Genomic DNA, 22234 nt, shown 5'->3' with positions numbered 1-22234 from the left:
CGGACCCTGCACTCACCCGTGCACCCTTCCGTACATCCAAGGAGACGCGAGACCGTGACGGACATCGTCGACGAGCTGAAGTGGCGGGGGCTTTTCTCCCTGTCCACCGATGAAGACGCACTGCGCAAGGCGCTCGCGGACGGTCCCGTCACGTTCTATTGCGGCTTCGACCCGACCGCGGCGAGCCTGCACGTGGGACACCTCGTGCAGGTCCTCACCGTCCGGCGGCTCCAGCAGGCGGGGCACCGCCCGCTGGCGCTGGTGGGCGGGGCGACCGGCCAGATCGGCGACCCGCGGCCGACCGCCGAGCGCACCCTGAACGACCCGGAGACGGTCGCGAACTGGGTGGCCCGGCTGCGCTCGCAGATCGAGCCGTACCTGTCCTTCGAGGGCGAGAACGCCGCGACGATGGTCAACAACCTCGACTGGACCGCGGGGATGTCCGCGATCGAGTTCCTGCGCGACATCGGCAAGCACTTCCGGGTGAACAAGATGCTCACCAAGGACTCCGTCGCCCGGCGCCTGGAGTCGCAGGAGGGCATCTCGTACACCGAGTTCAGCTACCAGCTCCTGCAGGGCATGGACTTCCTGGAGCTCTACCGGCGGTACGGCTGCACCCTGCAGACCGGCGGCAGCGACCAGTGGGGCAACCTCACGGCGGGCATCGACCTGATCCACCGCCTGGAGCCGGACGCCGTGGTGCACGCCATGGGCACGCCGCTGATGCTCAAGTCGGACGGCACCAAGTTCGGCAAGTCCGAGGGCGGCGCGGTCTGGCTCGACCCGGCGATGACCACGCCGTACGCGTTCTACCAGTTCTGGCTGAACACGGACGACCGGGACATCTCGACGTACATGCGCATCCTGTCCTTCAAGTCCCGCGAGGAGCTGGAGGAGATCGAGAAGCAGACCGAGGAGCGTCCGCAGGCGCGTGCCGCCCAGCGCGCGCTCGCCGAGGAGCTGACGACGCTGGTGCACGGCGCCGAGCAGTGCGCCGCGGTCATCGCCGCGTCCAGGGCCCTCTTCGGCCAGGGCGAGCTCGCCGGTCTCGACGAGGCGACGCTGGCCGCGGCCCTCTCCGAGCTGCCGCGCGTCCAGGTCGCCGAGCCGGGCCCGGTCGTGGACATGCTCGCCGAGGTCGGCCTGGTGGCGAGCAAGTCCGCCGCCCGGCGCACGGTCAAGGAGGGCGGTGCCTACGTGAACAACGTCAAGGTCGCCGCCGAGGACGCCGTGCCGGCCGCCGACGACCTGCTGCACGGGCGCTGGCTCGTGCTGCGCCGCGGCAAGAAGAACCTGGCCGCGGTCGAGGTCACGGGCTGATCCCCGGCGGGGCCGACCGTACGGCGTACCGAAGGCCCGGCTCCCCGCGTGCGGGGGCCGGGCCTTCGGCGTGGGGCGCGCGGTCAGGCGGTGCGTCTGTTGCCCCGGACCGCCTTGTAGATCGCGTCGCCGATGCCGACGACGACGAGTGCCGCGACAAGTTGCAGCGCGTGCCGGCCCCAGTCGATGCCCTTGGTCTCGTTGATGCCGAACTGGGTCGCGAGCCAGTTGCCCAGGACGGCTCCGATGATGCCGAACACCGTGGTGAGCCAGATCGGACTGTGCTGCTTGCCGGGCAGGATCGCCTTGGCAATCAGCCCCAGCACGAATCCCACGATGATCGCCCACAACCAGCCCATAGCTGCCTCCTTGTACGGCTCTACGTGAGCATTACGCCCAGTGTCGGCCCGTACCCCGTACGGCGCATGTCGGGCGGCGCCATACGTGGCGCGGCGCAGCGGTCGCGCCGAGGCGGGGCCGCCCCCGGTCTCGTCGGCTGCGCAGGCCAGGCGTAACGTGGAGCGGGCCGGGCCGGGGCAGATACCGGGGAGAGTCCGGCACAGCGGACAGGGTGGTGGAGCGTGATGCGGAAGCAGAGCGGCGGCCAGGTCTTCCGGATCACGGGGGCTCGTCAGGGCCTCGCGGAGGACGTGCGGGGCAGGCAGCGCCGGTATGTGATCTCGATGTCGGTACGGACCGTGTCCGTCGTCGCCGCCGCCGCGCTCTGGAACGTCGAGCGTCACGTGGCCGTCGTCGCGCTGGTCCTCGGCGTGCTGCTGCCCTACGTCTCCGTGGTCATCGCCAACGCGGGGCGGGAGAGCAATCCCGCGCTCCCCTCGACGTTCGTACCCACTCCTTCTCGGCCAATGCTGGCGTCGCCCGCGCCCGGCGGGGCCGCGGAATCCGTCCCGGAAGATCCCGCGAGGCCCGCGTACGACCAGCGGCGGGACGCCGAGCGCGAAAAAGCCTGACCGTCGACGTTGCGCCAAGCTCAGGAAAAGCTCAGATCAATCATGCAGTTCCGGTGCCAGTCACCGGGTCCCCCGTGACATACTTCGTACGCGCTCCGCATCCCCCGTCGGAGCGACAGACCGACGCCGGGCAGCTCCCCCCGTGGCTGCTCGGCGTCGCCTTGTTCTGGACCCTTGGACGCGACTGTGAGTGACGAGAAGCCGATCTGTTCCGCCAAGGGCTGCCGCTCGGACGCGGTCTGGGTCCTCGCGTGGAACAACCCGAAGATCCATACGCCGGACCGGCGCAAGACGTGGCTCGCGTGCGACGACCACCGCGAGCACCTCTCCCAGTTCCTCGGCGTACGCGGCATGCTCAAGGACGTCGTGCTCCTGACGGAGTGGGAAGCCCGGCAGGACTAGCCGCCGATCGCCGACATCGGGCGGTCCGGCTGGAGGAAGGTGGGGTCGTCCAGGCCCGAGCCCGCCTTCTTGCCCCACATCGCGAGCTTCCAGATGCGGGCGATCGCCTCGTCGGAGCCGTCCGCGCTGTCCTCGGGGGCGGCGCGCAGGGCGGCGCGCAGGTCGGTCTCCTCGGTGGCGAAGAGGCAGGTGCGCACCTGTCCGTCGGCCGTGAGCCGGGTGCGGTCGCAGGCCGAGCAGAAGGGGCGGGTCACCGAGGCGATGACGCCGACGCGGTGCGGGCCGCCGTCCACGACCCACCGCTCGGCGGGCGCGGAGCCGCGCTCCCCCGAGCCCTCTTCCGTCAGCTCGAAGCGGGTGCGCAGGGACTGCAGGATGTCGCCCGCGGTGATCATGCCCTCGCGCTTCCAGCCGTGCTGGGCGTCCAGGGGCATCTGCTCGATGAACCGCAGTTCGTAGTCGTTCTCCACGGCCCAGGCCAGGAGGTCGGGGGCCTCGTCGTCGTTCAGCCCCGGCATCAGGACGGTGTTGACCTTGACCGGGGTGAGGCCGACGTCGCGGGCCGCCCTGAGTCCTTCGAGGACGTCCTTGTGGCGGTCACGGCGGGTGAGGGTCTTGAAGACGTCGGGGCGGAGGGTGTCGAGCGAGACGTTGACCCGGTCGAGGCCCGCCGCCTTCAGGGCCTCCGCGGTGCGCTTGAGCCCGATGCCGTTCGTCGTGAGGGACATCCGGGGGCGGGGTTCGAGCCGGGCGCAGCGCTCGACGATGCCGACGAGGCCGGGGCGCAGGAGCGGCTCGCCGCCGGTGAAGCGGACCTCGGTGACGCCGAGCCGGGTGACGGCGACGCGCACGAGGCGGACGATCTCGTCGTCCGTGAGCAGGTCGGGCTTGGCCAGCCACTGCAGGCCCTCTTCCGGCATGCAGTACGTGCAGCGCAGATTGCAGCGGTCCGTCAGTGATACGCGCAGGTCAGTGGCTACACGGCCATAGGTGTCGATCAGCACTTCGGCCCCCTCCCCGACGGTTGGATGCTGTTGGGTCCACTGGTTCCGACCTTACGCGACACCTCTGACAACACCATGGGCCATTTGCCACGAGGAACGGTGCGGCCGCGTCGTAGGACTCTACGACGCGGCCGTGACGACCGTGTGAACGAGGCCCGGTCGGGGCGGGGCCGGGTGAGGGTCCGCTGTCAGTGCGCCGCGACGCCGGTGAGGGACTTGACCTCCAGCTCGGCGTACTTGCCCTCGTCGGGCTTCTCCTTGGAGAGGACCGAGCCGAGCCAGCCGAGGAGGAAGCCGAGCGGGATGGAGATCAGGCCCGGGTTCTCCAGCGGGAAGAAGTCGAAGTTCGCGTCGGGGAACATCGAACTCGGCTTGCCCGAGACGACCGGTGAGAACAGGACCAGGCCGACGGCGGCGACGAGGCCGCCGTAGATGGACCAGAGCGCCCCCTGCGTGGTGAACCGCTTCCAGAAGAGGCTGTACAGGATCGTCGGCAGGTTCGCGGACGCGGCGACCGCGAAGGCGAGGGCGACCAGGCCCGCGACGTTCAGGTCGCGGGCGAGCGCGCCGAGCGCGATGGAGACGATGCCGATGAAGACGGTCGACCAGCGCGCCGCCTTCATCTCCTCCTTCTCGGTGGCCTTGCCCTTGCGGATGACGTTCGCGTAGATGTCGTGCGCGAAGGACGAGGAGGAGGCCAGCGTCAGGCCGGCGACGACCGCGAGGATCGTGGCGAAGGCGACCGCGGAGATCACCGCGAGCAGGATGGCGCCGCCGGTGGAGTCACCGCCGCCGCCGATCTCCAGGGCGGCGAGCGGCGCCGCCGTGTTGCCCGCCTTGTTGGAGGCGGTGATGTCGTCGGGCTTGAGCAGGGCCGCGGCGCCGAAGCCGAGCACGATGGTCATCAGGTAGAAGGCGCCGATGATGCCGATCGCCCAGTTCACGGACTTCCTGGCGGCCTTGGCCGTGGGCACGGTGTAGAAGCGGATCAGGATGTGCGGGAGTCCCGCGGTGCCGAGGACCAGGGCGATGCCGAGCGAGAGGAAGTCGAGCTTCGAGGTGCCGCTCCCGCCGTACTTGAGGCCGGGTTCGAGGAACTTCGAGCCCTGACCGCTGTTGGAGGCGGCGGTGCCGAGCAGGTCGGAGACGTTGAAGTTGAACTTCAGCAGGATCAGGAAGGTGATGAGGACCGTGCCCGCGATGAGCAGCACGGCCTTGACCATCTGCACCCAGGTGGTGCCCTTCATGCCGCCGATGGTGACGTAGACGATCATCAGGACGCCGACGAGGGCGACGATGAGGATCTTGCCCGCGTCGGAGGTGATGCCGAGCAGCAGTGAGACCAGGACGCCCGCGCCCGCCATCTGCGCGAGCAGGTAGAAGATCGAGACGACGATGGTGGAGGTGCCCGCGGCGGTGCGCACCGGGCGCTGGCGCATGCGGTACGCGAGGACGTCGCCCATCGTGTAGCGCCCGGAGTTGCGCAGTGGCTCGGCGACCAGGAGCAGCGCGACGAGCCAGGCGACCAGGAAGCCGATGGAGTACAGGAAGCCGTCGTAGCCGAAGAGGGCGATGGCGCCCGCGATGCCGAGGAAGGACGCGGCGGACATGTAGTCGCCGGAGATCGCCAGGCCGTTCTGGAAGCCGGTGAACTGGCGCCCGCCCGCGTAGAAGTCGGCGGCGCTCTTGGTCTGCCGGCCCGCCCAGACGGTGATGAACAGCGTCGCGACGACGAAGGCCGCGAAGAGGCTGATGATCAGTGTCCGGTGCTCGGAGGCGTCGGACGTCGCCGCGAGTTCGATGGCGGCGGTGTGCGCGGGGCTCATGCGTCGCCCTCCGTGCGGGTCTCCATGCGGGTCTCCATGCGGGACTTGATCGCCTCGGCCTTGGGGTCGAGCTTCGCCGCGGCGTGCCGCGAGTAGAACCAGGCGATGAGGAAGGTGGTCAGGAACTGCCCGAGGCCGAGTACCAGGGCGACGTTGATGTTGCCGAAGAGCTTGGTGCCCATGAAGTCGCCCGCGTAGTTGGAGAGCAGGACGTACACGAGGTACCAGGCGATGAAGGCGATGGTGAGCGGGAAGGCGAACGAGCGGTGTGAGCGGCGCAGTTCACCGAACTCCGCGCTCTCCTGCACCCGGACGTACTCCTCCGTGGAGGGCGCGTGCGGAGCGGGATCGTTTCCTGCGCCACCCTTCGAAGGGGGCGGTGCGTCGGTGGCCACGGAGTCTCCTCGTGGTGCGGGTGGGGTGGGGACGGTCAGTTCTTCCATCGGCTTGTGCGCGTCTCACATTCCGGCGTGACGCGGATCACGTGAGCCACGGTTGGCGATGCTAAGGCCATGGGACGTGATCCGACAGGGGGTTGATGTTGCTTCTGTTGTCTGCTCAACGTCTTCACGCCGTGGGCGACGTGGTCGAACTCCGCGGTTTCTTCGACTGGTCATTGATGGCCTGGGAGTTTCGGGGTTAGCTTCACCCTGAACGACCCGTCATGTACCTGCCCGAGCGCCGTCTGTGTTCGGGCAGTTTCCGTATGCGACTCCGCGTACGGCCCCTCTCCGGATGATGTGGAGATCCCATGGCTCATCTGCGTTCCAGACGTCGCGCGGCGCTGATCGTGCCCCTCGGCGTCGCACTCGCCGCCTCGGTGGGCTTCGTGCCCGGCGCCGCGTCGGCGGCCCCGGGCGACGCCCCTTCCGCCGTGTCGGCGAAGCCCGCGGAGGACGCCCCCGTCTTCGCGTACGTCGTCAACACGCGCGCGGACCGCGAGACCGTCGCGTACGTGAAGCGCGCGATATCCAGGGCCGGCGGTTCCGTCGTCGTCACGCACGAGAAGATCGGCGTCATCGTCGTCCACTCGTCGGACGCCGCCTTCGGCGAGCGGATACGGAAGGTGCGCGGCGTCCGGTCGGCGGGCGCCACGCACACGGCGCCGCTGCGGGCTGCGGGCACCACCGACGACGGCAAGGCGCAGCCGCTCTCCAAGGCCGACGCCAAGGCCCTGGAGCGGAGGGCCGCCCCGGGCGCCGAGCCGATGGAGGCCGACCAGTGGGACCTGCGGGCGATCGGCGCCGACAAGGCGGCGAAGATCAACCCGGGCAGCAAGAAGGTGACCGTCGCCGTGATCGACACCGGCGTCGACGACACCCACCCCGACCTCGCCCCGAACTTCTCCGCCTCGCAGTCCGCGAGTTGTGTCGGCGGCAAGGCGGACACCTCCGCCGGAGCCTGGCGCCCGGAGAACAAGGACCACTACCACGGCACCCACGTCGCCGGTGAGATCGGCGCCGCGCGCAACGGCGTCGGCGTGGCGGGCGTGGCGCCCGGCGTGAAGATCGCGGGCATCAAGGTGGCCGACCCGGTCGACGAGCTGTTCTACCCCGAGAACGTCGTCTGCGCCTTCGTGTTCGCCGCCGAGCACGGCGTCGAGATCACCAACAACAGCTACTACGTGGACCCGTGGCTGTACAACTGCAAGGACGACCCCGACCAGAGGGCGATCCTCGACGCGGTCAACCGCGCCCAGCTGTACGCCCAGCGGAAGGGCATCCTCAACGTCGCCTCCGCGGGCAACTCCAACCACGACCTCGCCTCCGACGCGATCCTGGACGACTCAAGCCCGGACGACTCCACCCCGGTGCCCCGCACGATCGACCCCAGCGAGTGCCTCGACGTGCCCACCCAGCTCCCGGGCGTCGTCACCACCAGCGCGACGGGCGTGCGGAACCTGAAGTCGTCGTACTCCAGTTACGGCAAGGGCGTCGTCGACGTGACGGCCCCCGGCGGCGACAAGTACCAGCTGCCGACCGACACCCCGCTGAAGAACGGCAACATCCTCTCCACGCTGCCGGGCGGCGGGTACGGCTGGCTGCGCGGTACGTCGATGGCCGCGCCGCACGCCTCGGGCGTCGCCGCGCTGCTGAAGTCCACGCACCCCAAGGCGGGCCCCGCCGAGCTGCGGCGGCTGCTCAAGGCCCAGGCCGACCGCCTGGAGTGCCCGGCCGCGCCGTACGACCCGGACGGTGACGGCGACGCCGACGCGGTCTGCGAGAGCGGTGGCAGGAACGAGAACGGCTTCTACGGCGCCGGCCTGGTCGACGCGCTCGACGCCGTGAAGAAGAAGTGACGGGGGAAGAGAACGTGAACGAGTCCCACAGCAGGACCGCCGCCCTGCCGCGCTCGCGCAAGGCGCTCGCCCTGCCCCTCGGCCTGGCGGTGGCCTCCGCCGTCGCCTTCCTGCCGGGCACCGCCTCGGCGCGGCCCGCCGCGCCGCCGGACGCCCCGGCCCCGGCGGCCACGGCCTCCGCCGGCGCGGAGTCGATGAGCTACGTGGTCAACGTCCGTCCCGGCAAGGGGTCCGCCAAGTTCGCCGAGCGGGCCATCGCCAAGGCGGGCGGCAAGGTCGTCATCGCGTACGACAGGATCGGCGTCATCGTCGTCCACTCGGTGAACGCGGACTTCGCGAAGACGATCCGCAAGGCTCGCGGCGTGACGTCGGCGGGCGCGACCCGCACCGCCCCGCTCTTCGCGCAGTCCGACGACGCCCTGGAGTCCGAGCGTCCGCTGACCGCCGCCGAGGCGAAGGCCGCGGCGGGCAAGGCGTCGGCGGGCCAGGACGAGATGGAACCGCTCCAGTGGGACCTGCCCGCCATGAAGGCGGACAAGGCGCACAAGATCTCGCTGGGCAGCCGCCACGTCACGGTCGGCGTGCTCGACTCCGGGGTCGACGACACGCACCCCGACATCGCGCCCAACTTCGACCGCCGGGCGTCGGCGAGCTGCCTGGGCGGCGTGCCCGTCCAGAAGGGTGACGCGTGGCGTCCGGTGGCCGGGGAGAGCGACCACGGCATGCACGTGGCGGGCACGATCGCCGCCGCGAAGAACGGCACCGGCATCACGGGCGTGGCGCCCGGCGTGAAGGTGGCGAGCCTGAAGGTGGCGGAGCCCGCGACCGGCATGTACTACACGGAGGCCGTCGTCTGCGGCTTCATGTGGGCGGCCGACCACGGCGTCGATGTCACCAACAGCAGCTACTACACCGACCCGTGGCTGTTCAACTGCACCACGGACCCCGACCAGAAGGCACTGGTCGACGCGGTGGGCAGGGCCACCAGGTACGCGGAGCGCAAGGGCGCGGTGAACGTCGCGGCGGCCGGCAACGCCAGGACCGACCTCGCCCAGGAGGAGATCCTGGACGACTCCAGCCCGGACGACACCACGCCGGTGCCGCGGACCATCAGGACCGAGGACTGCTTCGACCTGCCGTCGCAGCTCCCCGGCGTCGTCACGGTCTCGGCCACCGGCGCCAAGGGCATCAAGGCGTCGTACTCCAACTACGGCCTGGGCGTCATCGACGTCACGGCCCCCGGCGGCGACTCCACGAAGTACCAGGCGCCGAACCCGCCGGCCGTGGACGGCAGGATCCTGTCGACGCTGCCGGGCGGCAGGTTCGGCTACAAGGGCGGTACGTCGATGGCGTCCCCGCACGCCGCGGGCGTCGCCGCCCTGCTGAAGTCGACGCACCCGCACGCATCGCCGGCCCGCATCAAGGCGCTGCTGAGCCGCCAGGCCGACGCGATCGCGTGCACCGACCCGTACGACATCGACGGCGACGGCAAGGTCGACGCAGTCTGCGAGGGCGGCAAGGACAAGAACGGCTTCTACGGCGTCGGGATGGTTGACGCGCTGGACGCCGTGCGCAAGTAGCGGCACCCGTGTGACGAGGGGCCGGGCGGCGCGACCGCCCGGCCCCTCCGCTGCCGTCACCGCTCGTCGAGGTCGAGCGCGGGCGTCCGATCGGAACGGTATTGCACCGCTTGTACCCCTGGACTTGCCCGCCGGTGCGCGCCTGGTGAAGATCTTGTGGTGAGCCCGACAGAACCGACCGCCGAGCCCGGTGGCCAAGCCGCCGCCGGTATGACGGCCGTCCCCGTCCCGCACCGCGCGCCGCGCCGCCGCCCGCCCGTGGGGCGCACGGTCGCCGTGCTCGTCCTGGTGGCCGTCGCCGCGCTGATCCCGCTGCTCGGCCCCTCGGCCGCGCTGCGCGGCACCGGCGAGGCGCAGGCGCCGGGCACGGGCGGCATCACGTTCCTGCGGACGGTGCTCTTCGCCGCCCTGTGCGTGCAGACGGGCGAGGTGTTCGCGGGGCGGCTCGCCCGGCGCGTCCCCGGGGCGCCGCTCAACGGGCTGCCGCGCGCGTGGGGCCCGTACGCGGCGTGGGCCGGGTGCGCCGCGGCGCTGGGGCTCGCCGCCATCGTGGCGAACGGCAATCTCGTACCGCGGGAGCTGGCCGACCTGGACATCGGTCGCCTCTACGACACCCGGGACGGCAGGCTCGCCCTGGTGGAGGTCAACGCCTTCATCGCGGCGGCCCTGTGCGCCCGCACCCGGCGCCCGTGGACGGCCGCGCTCCCGCTGGCCGCGATCGTCGCCGCGGAGGCGCTGCGGGCCCACCCGCCGGTGGAGGACTCCGCGCTGGTCGGCAGCGGGCTGACGCTGGTGCACCTGACGTGCGGGGCGCTGTGGGCCGGCGGTCTGCTCGCCGTCCTGCGGCTGCTGCGGCGCTGGCGGGTGACCCATCCGGAGGCGGGCGTCGCCGTACTCGGCCTCTACGCGCGCGTGGCCGCCGTCCTGTTCGCCGCGATCACGGTGACCGGGACGTGCAGCACGCTGCGCAGGATGCCGCCGAGCACGGTCGCCGACCAGCTCACCGGGACGGCCTACGGCCGGGCGCTGCTCGCCAAGATCCTCCTGGTGGCCGTCGTCGCCGTACTCGCGGTCCTCGCCCGCCGCCGGCTGCGCCGCTCGCCCGACCGGGCGTCGGCCTACGCGCCGGCGCGGGGCGAGGTGATCGCGCTCGGCGTCGTCGTGGCGCTGTCCGCGCTGCTCACCGCGGTGCCGGTGCCGATCCGCTGGTGAGCCGCGAGTACGCCCCGGGCCAGCAGGGCCTGCGCCGCCAGATAGGTGAGCATGATCGCGAAGTCGGGGCGCGGCAGCTGCGGCCAGTCCGCGACGCCGGTCGCGATCAGCGTGTCCGACACCAGGAACAGCGCACCGCCGGCCGCCGCCACGGGGCCCAGCGTGGTGGCGCAAAGGGCCATGGCGGTGAGCAGCAGGCTGTAGCCCGCGACGGGGCCCCGCAGGCCGGCGGGCAGGCCGGGCCAGAGCAGCGCCACGGTGACGACGAGCGCGAGGGCGTACGCGGCCACGAGTGCGGTCCCCCGCGCGCGTGAGGCGCCGTTCGCGCTCCCGTACCTCCTGAACAGCACGAGGTAGCAGACGTGCCCGACGGCGAAGGAGGCCATCCCGGCGAGGAAGGCGGCGTCGGCGTCGAGGAGCAGCAGCGTGTCGCCGCCCCAGCCGAAGAGCAGCGCGGCGAGGAGCAGCCGCGGCCCGCGCCGCGTCAGCACGTACGCGGCGAGGAGCGGCATGAGCAGGGGCTTGAGGACGGCGTGGGCGGCGTCGGAGCCCGCGAGGAGCGCGCAGAGGTCGCCGAGCGCGGCGAGGCCGAAGGCGCCCGCGAGCAGCCGCGGCGAGGGCCGCCGTCGTCGCGTCACGCGACCCGCTCCGCCATCGGCGCGGGGCTCTCGCCGGGCGCTTCGGGGGCCGGTGGCACCGCGTTCGCACCCGGTTGCCAGCCGGGGCCCCGGAAGAGCCGTCCCGCACGCTCGCGCCAACCGGAGGCCGCCTTCAGGTCCCTGGCGATGGCGGCGTACTCGTGCGTGGCGACGCGCAGCGGGTTGTACGTCTCGATGTTCTTCGTCAGGCCGTACACGGGCCGGTCGGTCTCGGCGACCCAGGAGCCGAACACGCGGTCCCAGATGATCAGGATGCCGCCGAAGTTGCGGTCCAGGTAGCCGCCCTGCGAGGCGTGGTGGACGCGGTGGTGCGAGGGCGTGTTGAAGACGTACTCGAAGGGGCGCGGCAGCCTGCCGATGCGCTCGGTGTGAATCCAGAACTGGTAGACGAGGTTGGCGGACGAGCAGAAGGCGAGCGCCGCCGGGTGGACGCCGCAGGCGATGAGCGGCAGGTAGAACGGCCACACGGTGAGGCTGGTCCAGGGCTGGCGCAGGGCGGTGGTGAGGTTGAACTTGCGGCTGGAGTGGTGCACCACGTGGCAGGCCCAGAGGATGCGGATCACGTGGTGGCCCCGGTGCGACCAGTAGTAGAAGAAGTCCTGTGCGAGCAGCATCAGCGGGACCGTCCACCACAGGACGGGCACGCGCAGCGGCGTCAGCGCGTACACCGCGGTGTAGACGGCGACGATCGGGATCTTCCAGAGGAAGTCGAAGACGAGGCTGCCCAGGCCCATGGTGACGCTGGTGGCGGCGTCCTTGGCCTCGTACCCCGCGGCGGTCCCGTCGGCGGCGGGATGGATTCGGTGGCTCACGATCTCGACGACGGTGAGCAGCACGAAGGCCGGGATGGACCACAGCACGACATCGGGCAGGTTCGGGGACATGCGTGCACCGTAGAACGGCCGGTGGCTCGCGGCTAGGGGTTGTTACCGACAAGTATTACCGTCGGTACGGGAGGGATGTTGGCGATCCCTGCCAAAGGTCCCGCCCCGAACACCGGGGCGGGACCTCTGGCGCGGGAGCCGTCGCTCACCAGACGCGTACCGCCCCGCCCGGCGCGAAGACCGGGCTCGTCGCGTCGGCGGGGGGCTCCTTGAGGGGTTCGTCCAGTTCGCTCACCGTGGGGCCCACGCGCGCGGCGATCGTTCCGAGACGGTCCAGGTCGAAGCCGTAGACGCGGGCCGCGTTGCCGCCGGCCATGGCGGCGATCTCGTCCCTCGGCAGGCCCGCGTAGGCGGCGCGCAGTCCCTCGCGGGAGTACGGGTGGGTGCCCTCGTCGTGCGGGTAGTCGCTGCCCCACATGATCTTGTCGAGGCCGATGCGGTCGCGCAGGGCCGCCTCGTGGGGGCGCATGAAGCTGGCGCCCACGAAGCAGTTCTCGCGCCACACCTCGGAGGGGCCCTTGCCCATGGCCTCGGCGAGGCCCGCGCCGAACTTCGACTCGGCCGTCTCCGCGGCCCCCCTGCTCCTGGCCGCCGCCACCAGCCGGGCGTGGTAGTAGTCCAGCATGTCGAGCACCGCCGGTATCCACCCGGAGCCCTGCTCGGTGAGGACGAGCCGCAGCTCCGGGTGGCGGCGGAAGGCGCCGCCGAAGACGAGGTGCCACAGCGCCCGGTGCGAGAACCACGTCGTCTCGACCATGAACACCGCCCGCGCGGCGGGCTCGTCGCCCAGCGGCGGCGACGCGGAACCCGCGTGGTGGTTGACCGGGACGCCCAGCTCCGCGCAGACCGCCCAGATCGGGTCGTACGCCGACGAGTACAGCTCCGGCAGACCGGAACCCGGCGGAGTGCCCGGCAGCAGGACGCCGCCCGTGAGGCCCGCGTCCACCGAGCGGCGTATCTCGCCGACCGCCTCTTCCACGTCGTTGAGCAGGATCTGGAAGACGCCCGCCCTGCGGCCCGGCGCGGCGGCGCAGAAGTCGGCGAGCCAGCGGTTGTGGGCGCGCAGCCCCGCCCGGCGCCGCTCGTACTCCTCGCGGGTGGGGGCCGGTGCCATCAGCGAGGCGGAGGGGAAGAAGGGCGGGATCGTGTTGGGGAAGACGACCTCGGCGACGATGCCGTCCGCCTCCAGGTCGGCGATGCGGCGCTCCGAGTTCCAGTTGCGGTCGGCGGTGTCGGCGAGCAGGTCCTCGTAGGGATTGACGTAGGTGGCCGCCCAGGCGTCGAAGGCGTCGTGGTGGCGGGACTCCAGGTAGGGCCGGTAGTCCAGGAGGTCGGCTCCCGCGTGGCAGTCGGCGGAGATGACGGTGTAGCGGTCCCCGGTCATGAGTCCGCCCCGAGCACGGGGAAGTCGTGGCCGGTCAGCCAGTGGCGGCCCGTCTCGCGCGAGCGCGCCCAGGACGCCGCCACGGCCGTCTGGTCGGGGTCCTGCCCGAGGTCGGCGGGCGTGGGGCCGATGCGGGCGGCCAGCGGTGCGAGCCTTCCGGTGTCGAAGCCGAAGACCTCGGCCGCCGCGAGGCCGAGCATGCGGCGGGTCTCCGCCACGGGGATGTCGTGGAAGGTCTTCCGCAGCCACGCGCGCGTGTCGGGCCACGTGCCCTCGGGGTGCGGGAAGTCGCTGCCCCAGAGGATGTTGTCGACGCCGATCTCGTACCGCTGGGCCAGCTCGCGCCGCTTGGTGTTGGTGGCGCAGACGAAGACCTGCCGGTCCAGGTACTCGTGCGGGGGCCGCTTCAGCTCCGCGAACGGGGAGAGCTTCTTGCCGCCGTGCGCGCCCAGGTAGAGGCGGTCCATGAACCACAGCAGGTTCGGCAGCCACCAGCAGCCGGACTCCGCGACACCGAACCTCAGCCCCGGGTGGCGTTCGAAGACGCCCGACCAGAGCAGGAACCACAGCGGCCGCGCGGGCCACCAGGTCACTTCGGAGACGTAGATCCCGAGGTGGTCCCCGTACTCGTGCCGGGGTGCCGCCCCGGAGTGCGTGAGCACGGGCATCGCGCACTCGGCCGCCGCAGCCCACACCGGGTCGTAACGCCGGTCGTGGTAGGGCGCCTTGTCGACCCACATGGAGGGGATCATCAAGGCGCCGAGCCCCGACTCCTTGGCCCGGTGGATCTCGGCGACGACGCGGGCCACCTCTCCGGTGACCGGCAGCAGGGCGACGCCGCAGTGCCGTTCGGGACGCTCGGACACGAACTCCGCGAGCCAGCGGTTGTGCGCCCGCGCGCCCGCCATGCCGAGTTCGGGGTCCTGGTCGCCGGAGAGTCCGAGGCCCACGCCGAAGGGCGCGGCCGTGCGGCTGTCCACGGCGTCCGCGTCGGGGAAGACGACCTCGGCGGCCACCCCGTCGCCGTCCAGTTCCTTCAGGCGCCGCGCGGTCTCCCAGCCGCCGCGCAGACCCTCCTCGTGGTCCTTGAACCACTTGTCGGCGAACGCGTCGTTGCGGATGCCGAGCCGGGTCGCCTCCTCGCGGCGGGCGCCGCGCTCACCGAGGAAGCCGTCGAAGGCGCGGTGGAAGCGCCCTTCGAGGTAGGGCCGGTACTCCTCGGTGGGCAGTCCGGCGTGGCAGTCGGAGGAGATGACCAGGTACGGGTCCTGGTGCCCCTTGCCGTCGTCGCTCATGGGTGGCGCTCCGTTCGGTCCAGGATGAAGCTCTCCAGGTACGCCGGGTCGGCGCGGTCCAGCATCGACCGCGCCCTCGCCCTGATCTGCCGGTCGCTGTGCTCGCTCGCCGGCAGCAGCCAGAAGCGGCCGGCCGCAATGCCCTCCGCCACGAAGTCCGCGACCTCCTCTACGGGTGTGAAGCGGACCTCCTCGCCCGCCTCCCGCATCGCGGCCTCCCACTGGCCGAGGCTGCGGTAAGGGGTCCTGCGGGGGCGGGACTTGGCGTACCGCTCGGGCCGGTTGCGGTGCGACTCCCACAGGCCGGTGCGCAGCATGTGGGGGCCGGGGAAGAGCACGGAGGCGCCCACGCGCGCGTGCTCCGCCCTCAGCTGGGCGTACAGCGACTCGGTCATCGTCACCACGGCCGCCTTGGTGACCGCGTACACGGAGGCGGTGGGCAGCGGCGCGATGCCGCCGTCGCCGGAGGAGGTGTTGACGACGTGCCCCGGCCCGCCGCCCGCGATCATCCGGGGCACGAAGGCCTGGATGCCGTGGAAGACGCCCCAGACGTTGACCGCGAACGCCCACTTCCAGTCGTTCGGCTCGTGCTCCCACATGCGGCCCTCGGCACCCGATCCGACCCCCGCGTTGTTGCAGAGCACGTGGACGGCGCCGAACCTGTCGTACGTGTCGTCGGCCAGGGCGACGACCTCTTCGCGCCGTCCGACGTCGACCACGCGCGCGTGCACGGCGGCCCCGTCGGCGCGCAGACCCGCGGCGGCCTTCTCCAGGGCGCCCTCCTCGACGTCGGCGAGGACGACCGTGAGGCCGTCGGCGGCGAACCGGCGGGCCATGGCGAGGCCGACGCCGCTCGCCGCGCCCGTGACGACGGCGACCTGCCCTTCGCGCAGCTCCATCTCAGACGCTCCCCTCCGGCGGGCCGTCGAGGATCTGCGCGGGGTCGTCGTAGCGCTGGTGGACGTAGGGCAGCAGGGCCCGCGCGTCGACGCGCTCGACGACGCGGCCCCGCTGGCCGGTGGTCTTCTCGCCGATGGTGATCCCGACGAGCGCGCGCACCGGCAGATCGGCCACGGGGTCGTACACCGACTCGCGCAGGACGACGTCCCCGGTGACGCTCTCCAGCTTGCGGACCTTCTCGTTCCGTACGCAGTGCACGAGCACCGGGTCGCTGTCGAAGCCCGAACCGTCCACCGCGGGCAGGAACTTGAAGTAGAAGTCGGTCCTGGCCGTCGGCTCGGGGAGCGGCAGGGCGCCGTCGACCGCGCCGCGCACCTCCACGAACGCGATGCCGTGCCGCGCCAGCGAGGCGCGCACGACCGGGCCCGCGCGTTCGACCTCCACCTCACCGAGCTTCTTCGGCTCCCCGAAGACCTCGCGGCCCCCGGTCAGGGCGCGCTCGTGGGTCATCGGCATCACCAGCGGATACCAGCCCCGCACTCCCCCGTGCTCGGCGGCGACGGCCACGGAGCCCGCGCCGAGCGGATAGCCGGGCAGGTCCACCTTGCTGACGGCGGCCCGCACGAGGGGCCGCCCCGTGGGCTTCAGCGGCGGCGGCAGCACGGCCGCGACCGCGTCGGGGTCGCTCTCCCAGAGAGCGACCACGCCCGTGGACCAGATGTCGGGGAGCCTCGAAGCCGCGGTGCGCGCGGCGGCGGTCTCCGCCTCGTCGCGCGCCCCGTACCGTACGCGTGCCATGTCGTGCCGCCCTTCGTCAGCGCGGACCGGAGGCCCGCGACCGGGACTTGCGGGTATTGCGGCGTGCGGGGTCGCCAAGGCTTGCCAGGCGCCTGTAACACAGTTACAACAGGAGCCGTGAAGGGGAAAGAGACGCGCACGCTGGACCGTGACGACGTGCTCGCCGCGGCCGAGGGCCTGGTGAAGCGGCACGGTCCGCGGGCCCTGACGATGCGCGGTCTCGCCGCCGAGCTGGGCACCGCCGTCACCTCGATCTACTGGCACGTGGGCAACCGCGAGTCCCTCCTCGACGCCCTGGTCGAGCGCACGCTGGCCGACCTCGGCGAGATCCGCCCCACCGGCCGCACGCCCGCCCGGCGGATCGTCTCCGTGGCCAGCGCGCTGCGCCGGCTGCTTCTCGACCGCCCGCACCTGGTGGCGATGGTCCACGAACGCGGGCTCACCGAACGGATGTTCCTGCCCGCCCAGCGCGCCCTGGTGCACGAGGTGCACGGGGCGGGGCTGCGCGGCGTCCGGGCCGCCGACGCCGTGCGCGCCGTCCAGGTGCACGTCGTCGGCCACGTCCTGGTCGAGCGCAACCGTGAACGCGCCCCCGTCCAGCGCCCCGGGGAGGAGGAGCTGTGGACGGCGGAGGCGGCGGAGCGGGACGGCGCGCTCGCCCGCGCCCTCGCCGCACCGCTCGACCAGGAGGCGCTCTTCACCACCTCCGTCACGGCTCTGGTGACCGGGCTCGTCGGACCGGGGAGCTGACTGTCAGTCGCGGCCCGTATCCTCATGGACCATGCTCGAAGACCGCACGACCGCAGCGTCCGCCGCCCCCTGGCCGGCCGCGTATCCAACGGGGTACGCGGTCGTCGACGTCGAGACCACCGGCCTGGCCCGCGACGACCGCATAGTGTCGGCCGCGGTCTACCGCGTGGACGCCAGGGGCGAGATCGAGGACCACTGGTACACCCTGGTCAACCCCCAGCGCGACCCGGGCCCCGTCTGGATCCACGGCCTCACCTCCGAGGTGCTCGCGGACGCGCCCCTGTTCGGGGACATCGCCGAGGAGTTCGCGAGCCGCCTCGACGGCCGCGTCCTGGTCGCGCACAACGCCGTCTTCGACTGGTCGATGATCGCCAGGGAGTACGCACGCGCGGAGCGCACCGCCCCCGTGCGGCAGCGGCTGTGCACCATCGCGCTCTCCAAGGAGCTCGCGCTGCCGCTGCCCAACCACAAGCTGGAGTCGCTGGCCGCGCACTTCGGCGTCGAGCAGCGCCACGCGCACAACGCGCTCGACGACGCGCGCGTCCTCGCCGAGGCGTTCCGCCCGAGCCTCCTCGCGGCCGCCGGCGGCAATGTCCGGCTGCCGCTCCTGGAGTGCCGTCCGCTCACCGAGTGGTCCGACGGCCCGCCCCGGGTCGTGCGCCAGTCGACGGGGTCCGCGCCCTCCGCCGCGTACCGGCCCGCGAGTTGGCGCCCCTCGCGCAAGCGCCCGCCGTGCCCGTATCCGAACCCGGGGCGTTACGAACCGGGCAAACCGCTCAAGCAGGGCATGCGGATCGCGTTCTCCGGTGACACGTCCATCGAGCGCGACCTCCTTGAGGACCGGGCGGTCGAGGCGGGCCTGCACATCGCCACGAGCGTGTCGCGCCTGACCAGCCTGCTCGTCACGAACGACCCGGAATCGGGCACCTCCAAGACGGTCAAGGCGCGCGCGTTCGGCACCCCGGTGATCGACGAGGCCGCCTTCGGCCAGCTCCTCCCCGACGTGGCGCCCGCCTCGGAGGGATGAAGGGCCGGCCGGCGGCGCGGCGACCGTCAGACGGGTGATTGGCGGGCGACTCGCCCGCCGACGGCTCGCCCCGCACCGCCGCGGCGTCCCACGCTGTGGCGCATGGCACGTTGCGAGGTCTGCGGAAACGACTACGGCATGTCCTTCGAGGTGCACGCGCAGGGCGCGGTGCACGTCTTCGACTGCTTCTCCTGCGCCATCCACCGCATGGCGCCCATCTGCGAGCACTGCCGGTGCCGGATCATCGGCCAGGGCGTCGAGGTCGACGGGCACTGGTACTGCGGCGCCCACTGCTCACGCGCGGAGGGCCGGGTGGGCATCATCGACAAGGTCTGACCCCGACCCCACCTCCGGACACCCCATGACCGAGTTGTACGGTCGTGGGGTGTACCGCTTCCTGTTGTCCCGGCAGTGGGTGATCCTCACCCTCATCGCCCTCGTTCTCATCCCCGTGATGGTCGAGCTGGGCTTCTGGCAGCTGCACCGGCACGAGCACCGCGTCGCGCAGAACCAGCGGATCTCCGAGGCGCTCTCCGCCCACCCGGTCCCGGCCGAGGAGATCACCTCCCCCGGGCACGAGGTGCCCAGGACGGATCTGTACCGCAGGGTGAGCGCCGAGGGCAGGTTCGACACGGAGCACGAGGTCGTCGTGCGGCGCCGCACGAACTCCGACGACAAGGTCGGTTTCCACGTCCTGACCCCCTTCGTCCTCGACGACGGCAAGGTCCTGCTCGTCAACCGCGGCTGGATTCCCGCCGACGGCCCGCAGACCGCCTTCCCGAAGATCCCCGCGCCGCCCCGGGGCAGGACCGTCGTCACCGGCCGCCTGATGGCCGACGAGACGTCCGCGGCGAGCGGCATCAAGGACGTGCGCGGGCTGCCCGACCGTCAGATCATGCTGATCAGCAGCGGCCAGCAGGCCCACAGCCTCGGCAAGGAGGTCCTCGGCGGATACGTCGAGCAGACCTCGCCCGAGCCCGCCGGCGACACCCCCGAGCTGATCGGCGAGCCCGACCACAGCAGCATCGGCGCCCACATGGCGTACGCGGTCCAGTGGTGGCTGTTCGCCGCCGGTGTCCCGGTGGGCTGGGTCGTCCTGGTCCGCAGGGAGCGCCGCGACCGCGCGGACGCGGCGGCCGCCGGGCGGGAGCCGACGCCCGCGGCGGTCTGAGCCGACGACGCGGGAAGCCGGCCATCCGGCCACCCGCGGACGGCTGAAGCGGCAGGCCGGAACCGTTTGTCCCGGCCCGCCGATTGGGGGAGCCGACTCGCGGGAACGCGTTCTGCGTGTCTCGCCCCATTGAAGACCTCGCGCTCATCGGCGACCACCAGACCGCCGCCCTCGTCGGCAGTGACGGCTCGCTGGACTGGTTGTGTCTGCCCCGCTTCGACTCCGCCGCCTGCTTCGCCGCCCTGCTCGGCGACGAGGAGAACGGCCACTGGCGCATCGCCCCGAAGGACGCGGGGTCCTGCACCCGCCGCGCCTACCGGCCCGACTCCCTCGTCCTCGACTCCGAGTGGGACACCGATGACGGCTCCGTCCGCGTGACGGACTTCATGCCGCAGCGTGACCGCGCCCCCGACGTCGTACGCGTCGTCGAGGGCCTCAGGGGCAGCGTCACCGTCCGCAGCACGCTCCGGCTCCGCTTCGACTACGGCTCGGTCGTGCCGTGGATGCGCCAGGTGGACGGCCACCGCGTCGCCGTCGCGGGCCCCGACTCCGTCTGGCTGCGCAGCGAGCCCGCGGTGCGCACCTGGGGCCACGCCTACGGCACCCACTCCGAGTTCACCGTCGAGGAGGGCGAGAAGGTGGCGTTCATCCTCACCTGGCACCCCTCCCACGAACCGCGCCCGCCACTGGTCGACCCCTACGAGGCGCTGGAGCACAGCCTCGCGGACTGGCGCGCCTGGGCCGACCGCTGCCACTACGAGGGACCGCACCGCGACACCGTCGTCCGCTCCCTGATCACCCTCAAGGCCCTCACCTACGCGCCCACCGGCGGCATCGTGGCCGCCCCCACCACCTCCCTGCCCGAGGAGATCGGCGGCGTACGGAACTGGGACTACCGCTACTGCTGGCTGCGCGACTCCACCCTCACGCTGAACGCCCTGGTGGCCGCCGGCTACCTGGAGGAGGCCGAGGCATGGCGCGACTGGCTGCTCCGCGCGGTCGCGGGCAACGCCGACGACCTGCAGATCGTGTACGGCCTCGCCGGGGAGCGGCGGCTGCCCGAGTACGAGGTCGACTGGCTGCCTGGCTACGAGGGCTCGCGTCCGGTGCACGTCGGCAACCAGGCCGTGGACCAGCTCCAGCTCGACGTGTACGGCGAGGTCGCCGACTCTCTGTTCCTGGCGCGCAAGGCGGGCCTGCACAGCCGCCCGCACGCGTGGAACCTCCAGCTCAGCCTGCTCGAATTCCTGCGCGAGAAGTGGCGCGAGCCGGACAAGGGACTGTGGGAGATGCGGGGCCCCGACCGGCACTTCGTGCACTCCAAGGTGATGGCGTGGGTCGCCGCGGACCGCGCGGTGCGCACCCTGGAGGAGCAGCCGGACCTCCGCGGCGACGTCGAGTGCTGGCGCAAGCTGCGCGACGAGATCCACCACGAGGTCTGCGAGCGCGGCTACGACGCCGAGCGCAACACCTTCACCCAGTACTACGGCTCCGCCGAACTGGACGCCTCGCTGCTGCTCATCCCCCGTACGGGTTTCCTGCCCCCCGACGACCCGCGCGTCATCGGCACCGTCGACGCGGTCCGCGCCGAGCTCGACCACCACGGCCTGATGCTGCGCTACACCGCGGCGGGGAACACGGTCGACGGCCTGCCCGGCGAGGAGGGCACCTTCCTCGTCTGCTCCTTCTGGCTCGCGGACGCCCTGCACCTGACGGGGCGCACGGAGGAGGCGCGCGCGCTGTTCGAACGCCTGGTGGGGCTCTGCAACGACGTGGGCCTGCTCGCGGAGGAGTACGACCCGGTGAGCGGCCGCCAGCTCGGCAACTTCCCGCAGGCGTTCAGCCACATCGGCCTGGTGAACACCGCCCTCGCGCTCTACGGCGCGGACGAGCGAGACTAGGCGCATGGATCTTGGACTGGAAAACCGTGTCTACGTGGTCACCGGCGCCACCCGCGGCCTCGGCAACGCCACCGCGCGTCAGCTCGTCGCCGACGGCGCGAAGGTCGTCGTCACCGGGCGCGACGAGAAGACCGTCGCCGAGGCCGCGGCCGAACTCGGCGCGAACGCGGTGGGCGTCGCCGCCGACAACGCCGACCCGGCCGCCGCGGGCCGCCTGGTCGCGGCGGCGCGCGAGCACTTCGGCGGCTTCGACGGCGTACTGATCAGCGTCGGCGGGCCCGCGCCCGGCTTCGCCGCCGACAACACCGACGAGCAGTGGCAGGCCGCCTTCGAGACGGTCTTCCTCGGTGCCGTGCGGCTCGCCCGCGCCGCCGCGGCGGAGCTGGACGAGGGCGGCGTCATCGGGTTCGTGCTCTCCGGGTCGGTGTACGAGCCGATCGCGGGCCTGACCATCTCCAACGGCCTGCGTCCCGGCCTCGCCGGGTTCGCCAAGTCCCTCGCCGACGAGCTCGGCCCACGCGGCATCCGCGTCGTCGGCGTACTCCCCGGCCGCATCGCCACCGACCGCATGCGCCGGCTGGACGGCCTCTCCCCCGACCCGGAGGCGACCCGCGCCGCCAACGAGGCGGGCATCCCGCTGCGCCGCTACGGCACCCCGGAGGAGTTCGGCCGCACGGCCGCGTTCCTGCTCTCGCCCGCGGCCTCGTACCTGACGGGGATCATGGTGCCGGTGGACGGCGGGGCCCGCAGCGGCTTCTAGGTGTATTGACCCGCAGGGTTGTTGACGCGGTTGATGGGCGGCTGGCCGCCGAGTGCGGTGTGGCAGCGGTGGTGGTTGTAGGTGTGGAGGA

Annotated in this window: 22 protein-coding genes; 12 read left to right on the top strand and 10 right to left on the bottom strand. The window is 72.1% G+C overall.

All coding sequences use genetic code 11. The features are described 5' to 3' along the window. Positions 1-54 precede the first annotated feature (54 nt). Positions 55-1320 (top strand): tyrosine--tRNA ligase, encoded by a 1266-nt coding sequence (gene tyrS, locus AB0I16_RS28690; protein ID WP_363252506.1) that lies wholly within the window; start codon positions 55-57, stop codon positions 1318-1320. Positions 1321-1403: 83 nt separating this feature from the next. On the opposite strand, the gene AB0I16_RS28685 is transcribed toward tyrS, so the two are convergent. Continuing rightward, on the bottom strand, positions 1404-1679 hold the full coding sequence (locus AB0I16_RS28685) for a GlsB/YeaQ/YmgE family stress response membrane protein (RefSeq protein ID WP_363252505.1): 276 nt from the start codon (positions 1677-1679) through the stop codon (positions 1404-1406). A 225-nt stretch (positions 1680-1904) separates the two neighbouring features. Here AB0I16_RS28685 and AB0I16_RS28680 point away from each other — a divergent pair, with 225 nt between their 5' ends. Both AB0I16_RS28680 and AB0I16_RS28675 read left to right on the top strand, forming a co-directional pair. Next, on the top strand, positions 1905-2291 hold the full coding sequence (locus tag AB0I16_RS28680) for a DUF3099 domain-containing protein (RefSeq protein WP_363252504.1): 387 nt from the start codon (positions 1905-1907) through the stop codon (positions 2289-2291). Between the two features lie 186 nt (positions 2292-2477). Next, complete coding sequence (locus AB0I16_RS28675) at positions 2478-2693, top strand: hypothetical protein (protein WP_062771971.1); 216 nt, start codon at positions 2478-2480, stop codon at positions 2691-2693. Here the strand turns inward: AB0I16_RS28675 and moaA are convergent. The 3 genes from moaA to AB0I16_RS28660 all read right to left on the bottom strand — a co-directional run bounded on the left by moaA (position 2690) and on the right by AB0I16_RS28660 (position 5918). Next, a complete protein-coding gene (gene moaA, locus AB0I16_RS28670; protein ID WP_363252503.1) occupies positions 2690-3697 on the bottom strand; it encodes a GTP 3',8-cyclase MoaA in 1008 nt (335 codons plus the stop codon). The genes AB0I16_RS28675 and moaA overlap by 4 nt on opposite strands. A gap of 188 nt (positions 3698-3885) precedes the next feature. Continuing rightward, the gene (locus AB0I16_RS28665; protein WP_363252502.1) at positions 3886-5523 is read right to left on the bottom strand and encodes a cation acetate symporter; all 1638 of its coding nucleotides are present in this window, start codon (positions 5521-5523) and stop codon (positions 3886-3888) included. Further along, positions 5520-5918, bottom strand: a complete 399-nt coding sequence (locus tag AB0I16_RS28660; RefSeq protein ID WP_363252501.1) for a DUF485 domain-containing protein — start codon at positions 5916-5918, stop codon at positions 5520-5522. Before AB0I16_RS28660 ends, AB0I16_RS28665 begins: the two co-directional genes overlap by 4 nt. Positions 5919-6274: 356 nt before the next feature. Here AB0I16_RS28660 and AB0I16_RS28655 point away from each other — a divergent pair, with 356 nt between their 5' ends. The 3 genes from AB0I16_RS28655 to AB0I16_RS28645 all read left to right on the top strand — a co-directional run bounded on the left by AB0I16_RS28655 (position 6275) and on the right by AB0I16_RS28645 (position 10614). After that, positions 6275-7822, top strand: a complete 1548-nt coding sequence (locus AB0I16_RS28655; protein ID WP_363252500.1) for a S8 family serine peptidase — start codon at positions 6275-6277, stop codon at positions 7820-7822. Positions 7823-7836: 14 nt separating this feature from the next. Next, positions 7837-9402, top strand: coding sequence for a S8 family serine peptidase (locus AB0I16_RS28650; RefSeq protein WP_363252499.1), 1566 nt, complete (start codon positions 7837-7839; stop codon positions 9400-9402). A gap of 210 nt (positions 9403-9612) precedes the next feature. Further along, the gene (locus AB0I16_RS28645) at positions 9613-10614 is read left to right on the top strand and encodes a CopD family protein (RefSeq protein ID WP_363252544.1); all 1002 of its coding nucleotides are present in this window, start codon (positions 9613-9615) and stop codon (positions 10612-10614) included. On the opposite strand, the gene AB0I16_RS28640 is transcribed toward AB0I16_RS28645, so the two are convergent. From AB0I16_RS28640 to AB0I16_RS28615, 6 genes are all read right to left on the bottom strand, one after another. Next, positions 10521-11252, bottom strand: coding sequence for a lysoplasmalogenase (locus AB0I16_RS28640; protein ID WP_363252498.1), 732 nt, complete (start codon positions 11250-11252; stop codon positions 10521-10523). The two genes, AB0I16_RS28645 and AB0I16_RS28640, sit on opposite strands and share 94 nt — an antisense overlap. Beyond that, positions 11249-12157 carry a sterol desaturase family protein gene (locus tag AB0I16_RS28635; RefSeq protein ID WP_363252497.1) on the bottom strand — a complete coding sequence of 303 codons (909 nt, stop codon included), beginning with the start codon at positions 12155-12157 and terminating at the stop codon, positions 11249-11251. Before AB0I16_RS28635 ends, AB0I16_RS28640 begins: the two co-directional genes overlap by 4 nt. Positions 12158-12302: 145 nt before the next feature. Further along, the gene (locus AB0I16_RS28630; RefSeq protein ID WP_363252496.1) at positions 12303-13541 is read right to left on the bottom strand and encodes an amidohydrolase family protein; all 1239 of its coding nucleotides are present in this window, start codon (positions 13539-13541) and stop codon (positions 12303-12305) included. Further along, a complete protein-coding gene (locus tag AB0I16_RS28625; RefSeq protein ID WP_363252495.1) occupies positions 13538-14836 on the bottom strand; it encodes an amidohydrolase family protein in 1299 nt (432 codons plus the stop codon). Before AB0I16_RS28625 ends, AB0I16_RS28630 begins: the two co-directional genes overlap by 4 nt. Further along, positions 14833-15735: an SDR family NAD(P)-dependent oxidoreductase gene (locus AB0I16_RS28620; RefSeq protein WP_363252494.1), complete on the bottom strand. Its 903-nt coding sequence runs from the start codon at positions 15733-15735 to the stop codon at positions 14833-14835. The genes AB0I16_RS28625 and AB0I16_RS28620 overlap by 4 nt, the downstream gene beginning before the upstream one ends. 1 nt (position 15736) lies before the next feature. Then, positions 15737-16534: an acetoacetate decarboxylase family protein gene (locus tag AB0I16_RS28615; protein WP_363252493.1), complete on the bottom strand. Its 798-nt coding sequence runs from the start codon at positions 16532-16534 to the stop codon at positions 15737-15739. 117 nt (positions 16535-16651) lie between these two features. On the opposite strand from AB0I16_RS28615, the gene AB0I16_RS28610 reads away from it, so the two are divergent. The 6 genes from AB0I16_RS28610 (at position 16652) to AB0I16_RS28585 (ending at position 22143) form a co-directional block, all read left to right on the top strand. Continuing rightward, the gene (locus AB0I16_RS28610) at positions 16652-17284 is read left to right on the top strand and encodes a TetR/AcrR family transcriptional regulator (RefSeq protein ID WP_363252492.1); all 633 of its coding nucleotides are present in this window, start codon (positions 16652-16654) and stop codon (positions 17282-17284) included. Positions 17285-17315: 31 nt separating this feature from the next. Further along, positions 17316-18311 (top strand): DEDDh family exonuclease, encoded by a 996-nt coding sequence (locus AB0I16_RS28605; RefSeq protein ID WP_363252491.1) that lies wholly within the window; start codon positions 17316-17318, stop codon positions 18309-18311. A 102-nt stretch (positions 18312-18413) separates the two neighbouring features. Further along, on the top strand, positions 18414-18647 hold the full coding sequence (locus tag AB0I16_RS28600) for a hypothetical protein (protein ID WP_076686896.1): 234 nt from the start codon (positions 18414-18416) through the stop codon (positions 18645-18647). A gap of 49 nt (positions 18648-18696) precedes the next feature. Further along, positions 18697-19482 (top strand): SURF1 family protein, encoded by a 786-nt coding sequence (locus AB0I16_RS28595; protein ID WP_363252543.1) that lies wholly within the window; start codon positions 18697-18699, stop codon positions 19480-19482. Between the two features lie 116 nt (positions 19483-19598). Then, on the top strand, positions 19599-21383 hold the full coding sequence (locus AB0I16_RS28590; RefSeq protein ID WP_363252489.1) for a glycoside hydrolase family 15 protein: 1785 nt from the start codon (positions 19599-19601) through the stop codon (positions 21381-21383). Positions 21384-21387: 4 nt separating this feature from the next. Continuing rightward, complete coding sequence (locus tag AB0I16_RS28585) at positions 21388-22143, top strand: SDR family oxidoreductase (protein WP_363252488.1); 756 nt, start codon at positions 21388-21390, stop codon at positions 22141-22143. Positions 22144-22234 lie beyond the last annotated feature (91 nt).

This window comes from Streptomyces sp. NPDC050703 (assembly GCF_040654435.1).
Lineage (GTDB): Bacteria > Actinomycetota > Actinomycetes > Streptomycetales > Streptomycetaceae > Streptomyces.
This window is presented reverse-complemented; position numbering and strand designations above follow the sequence as displayed.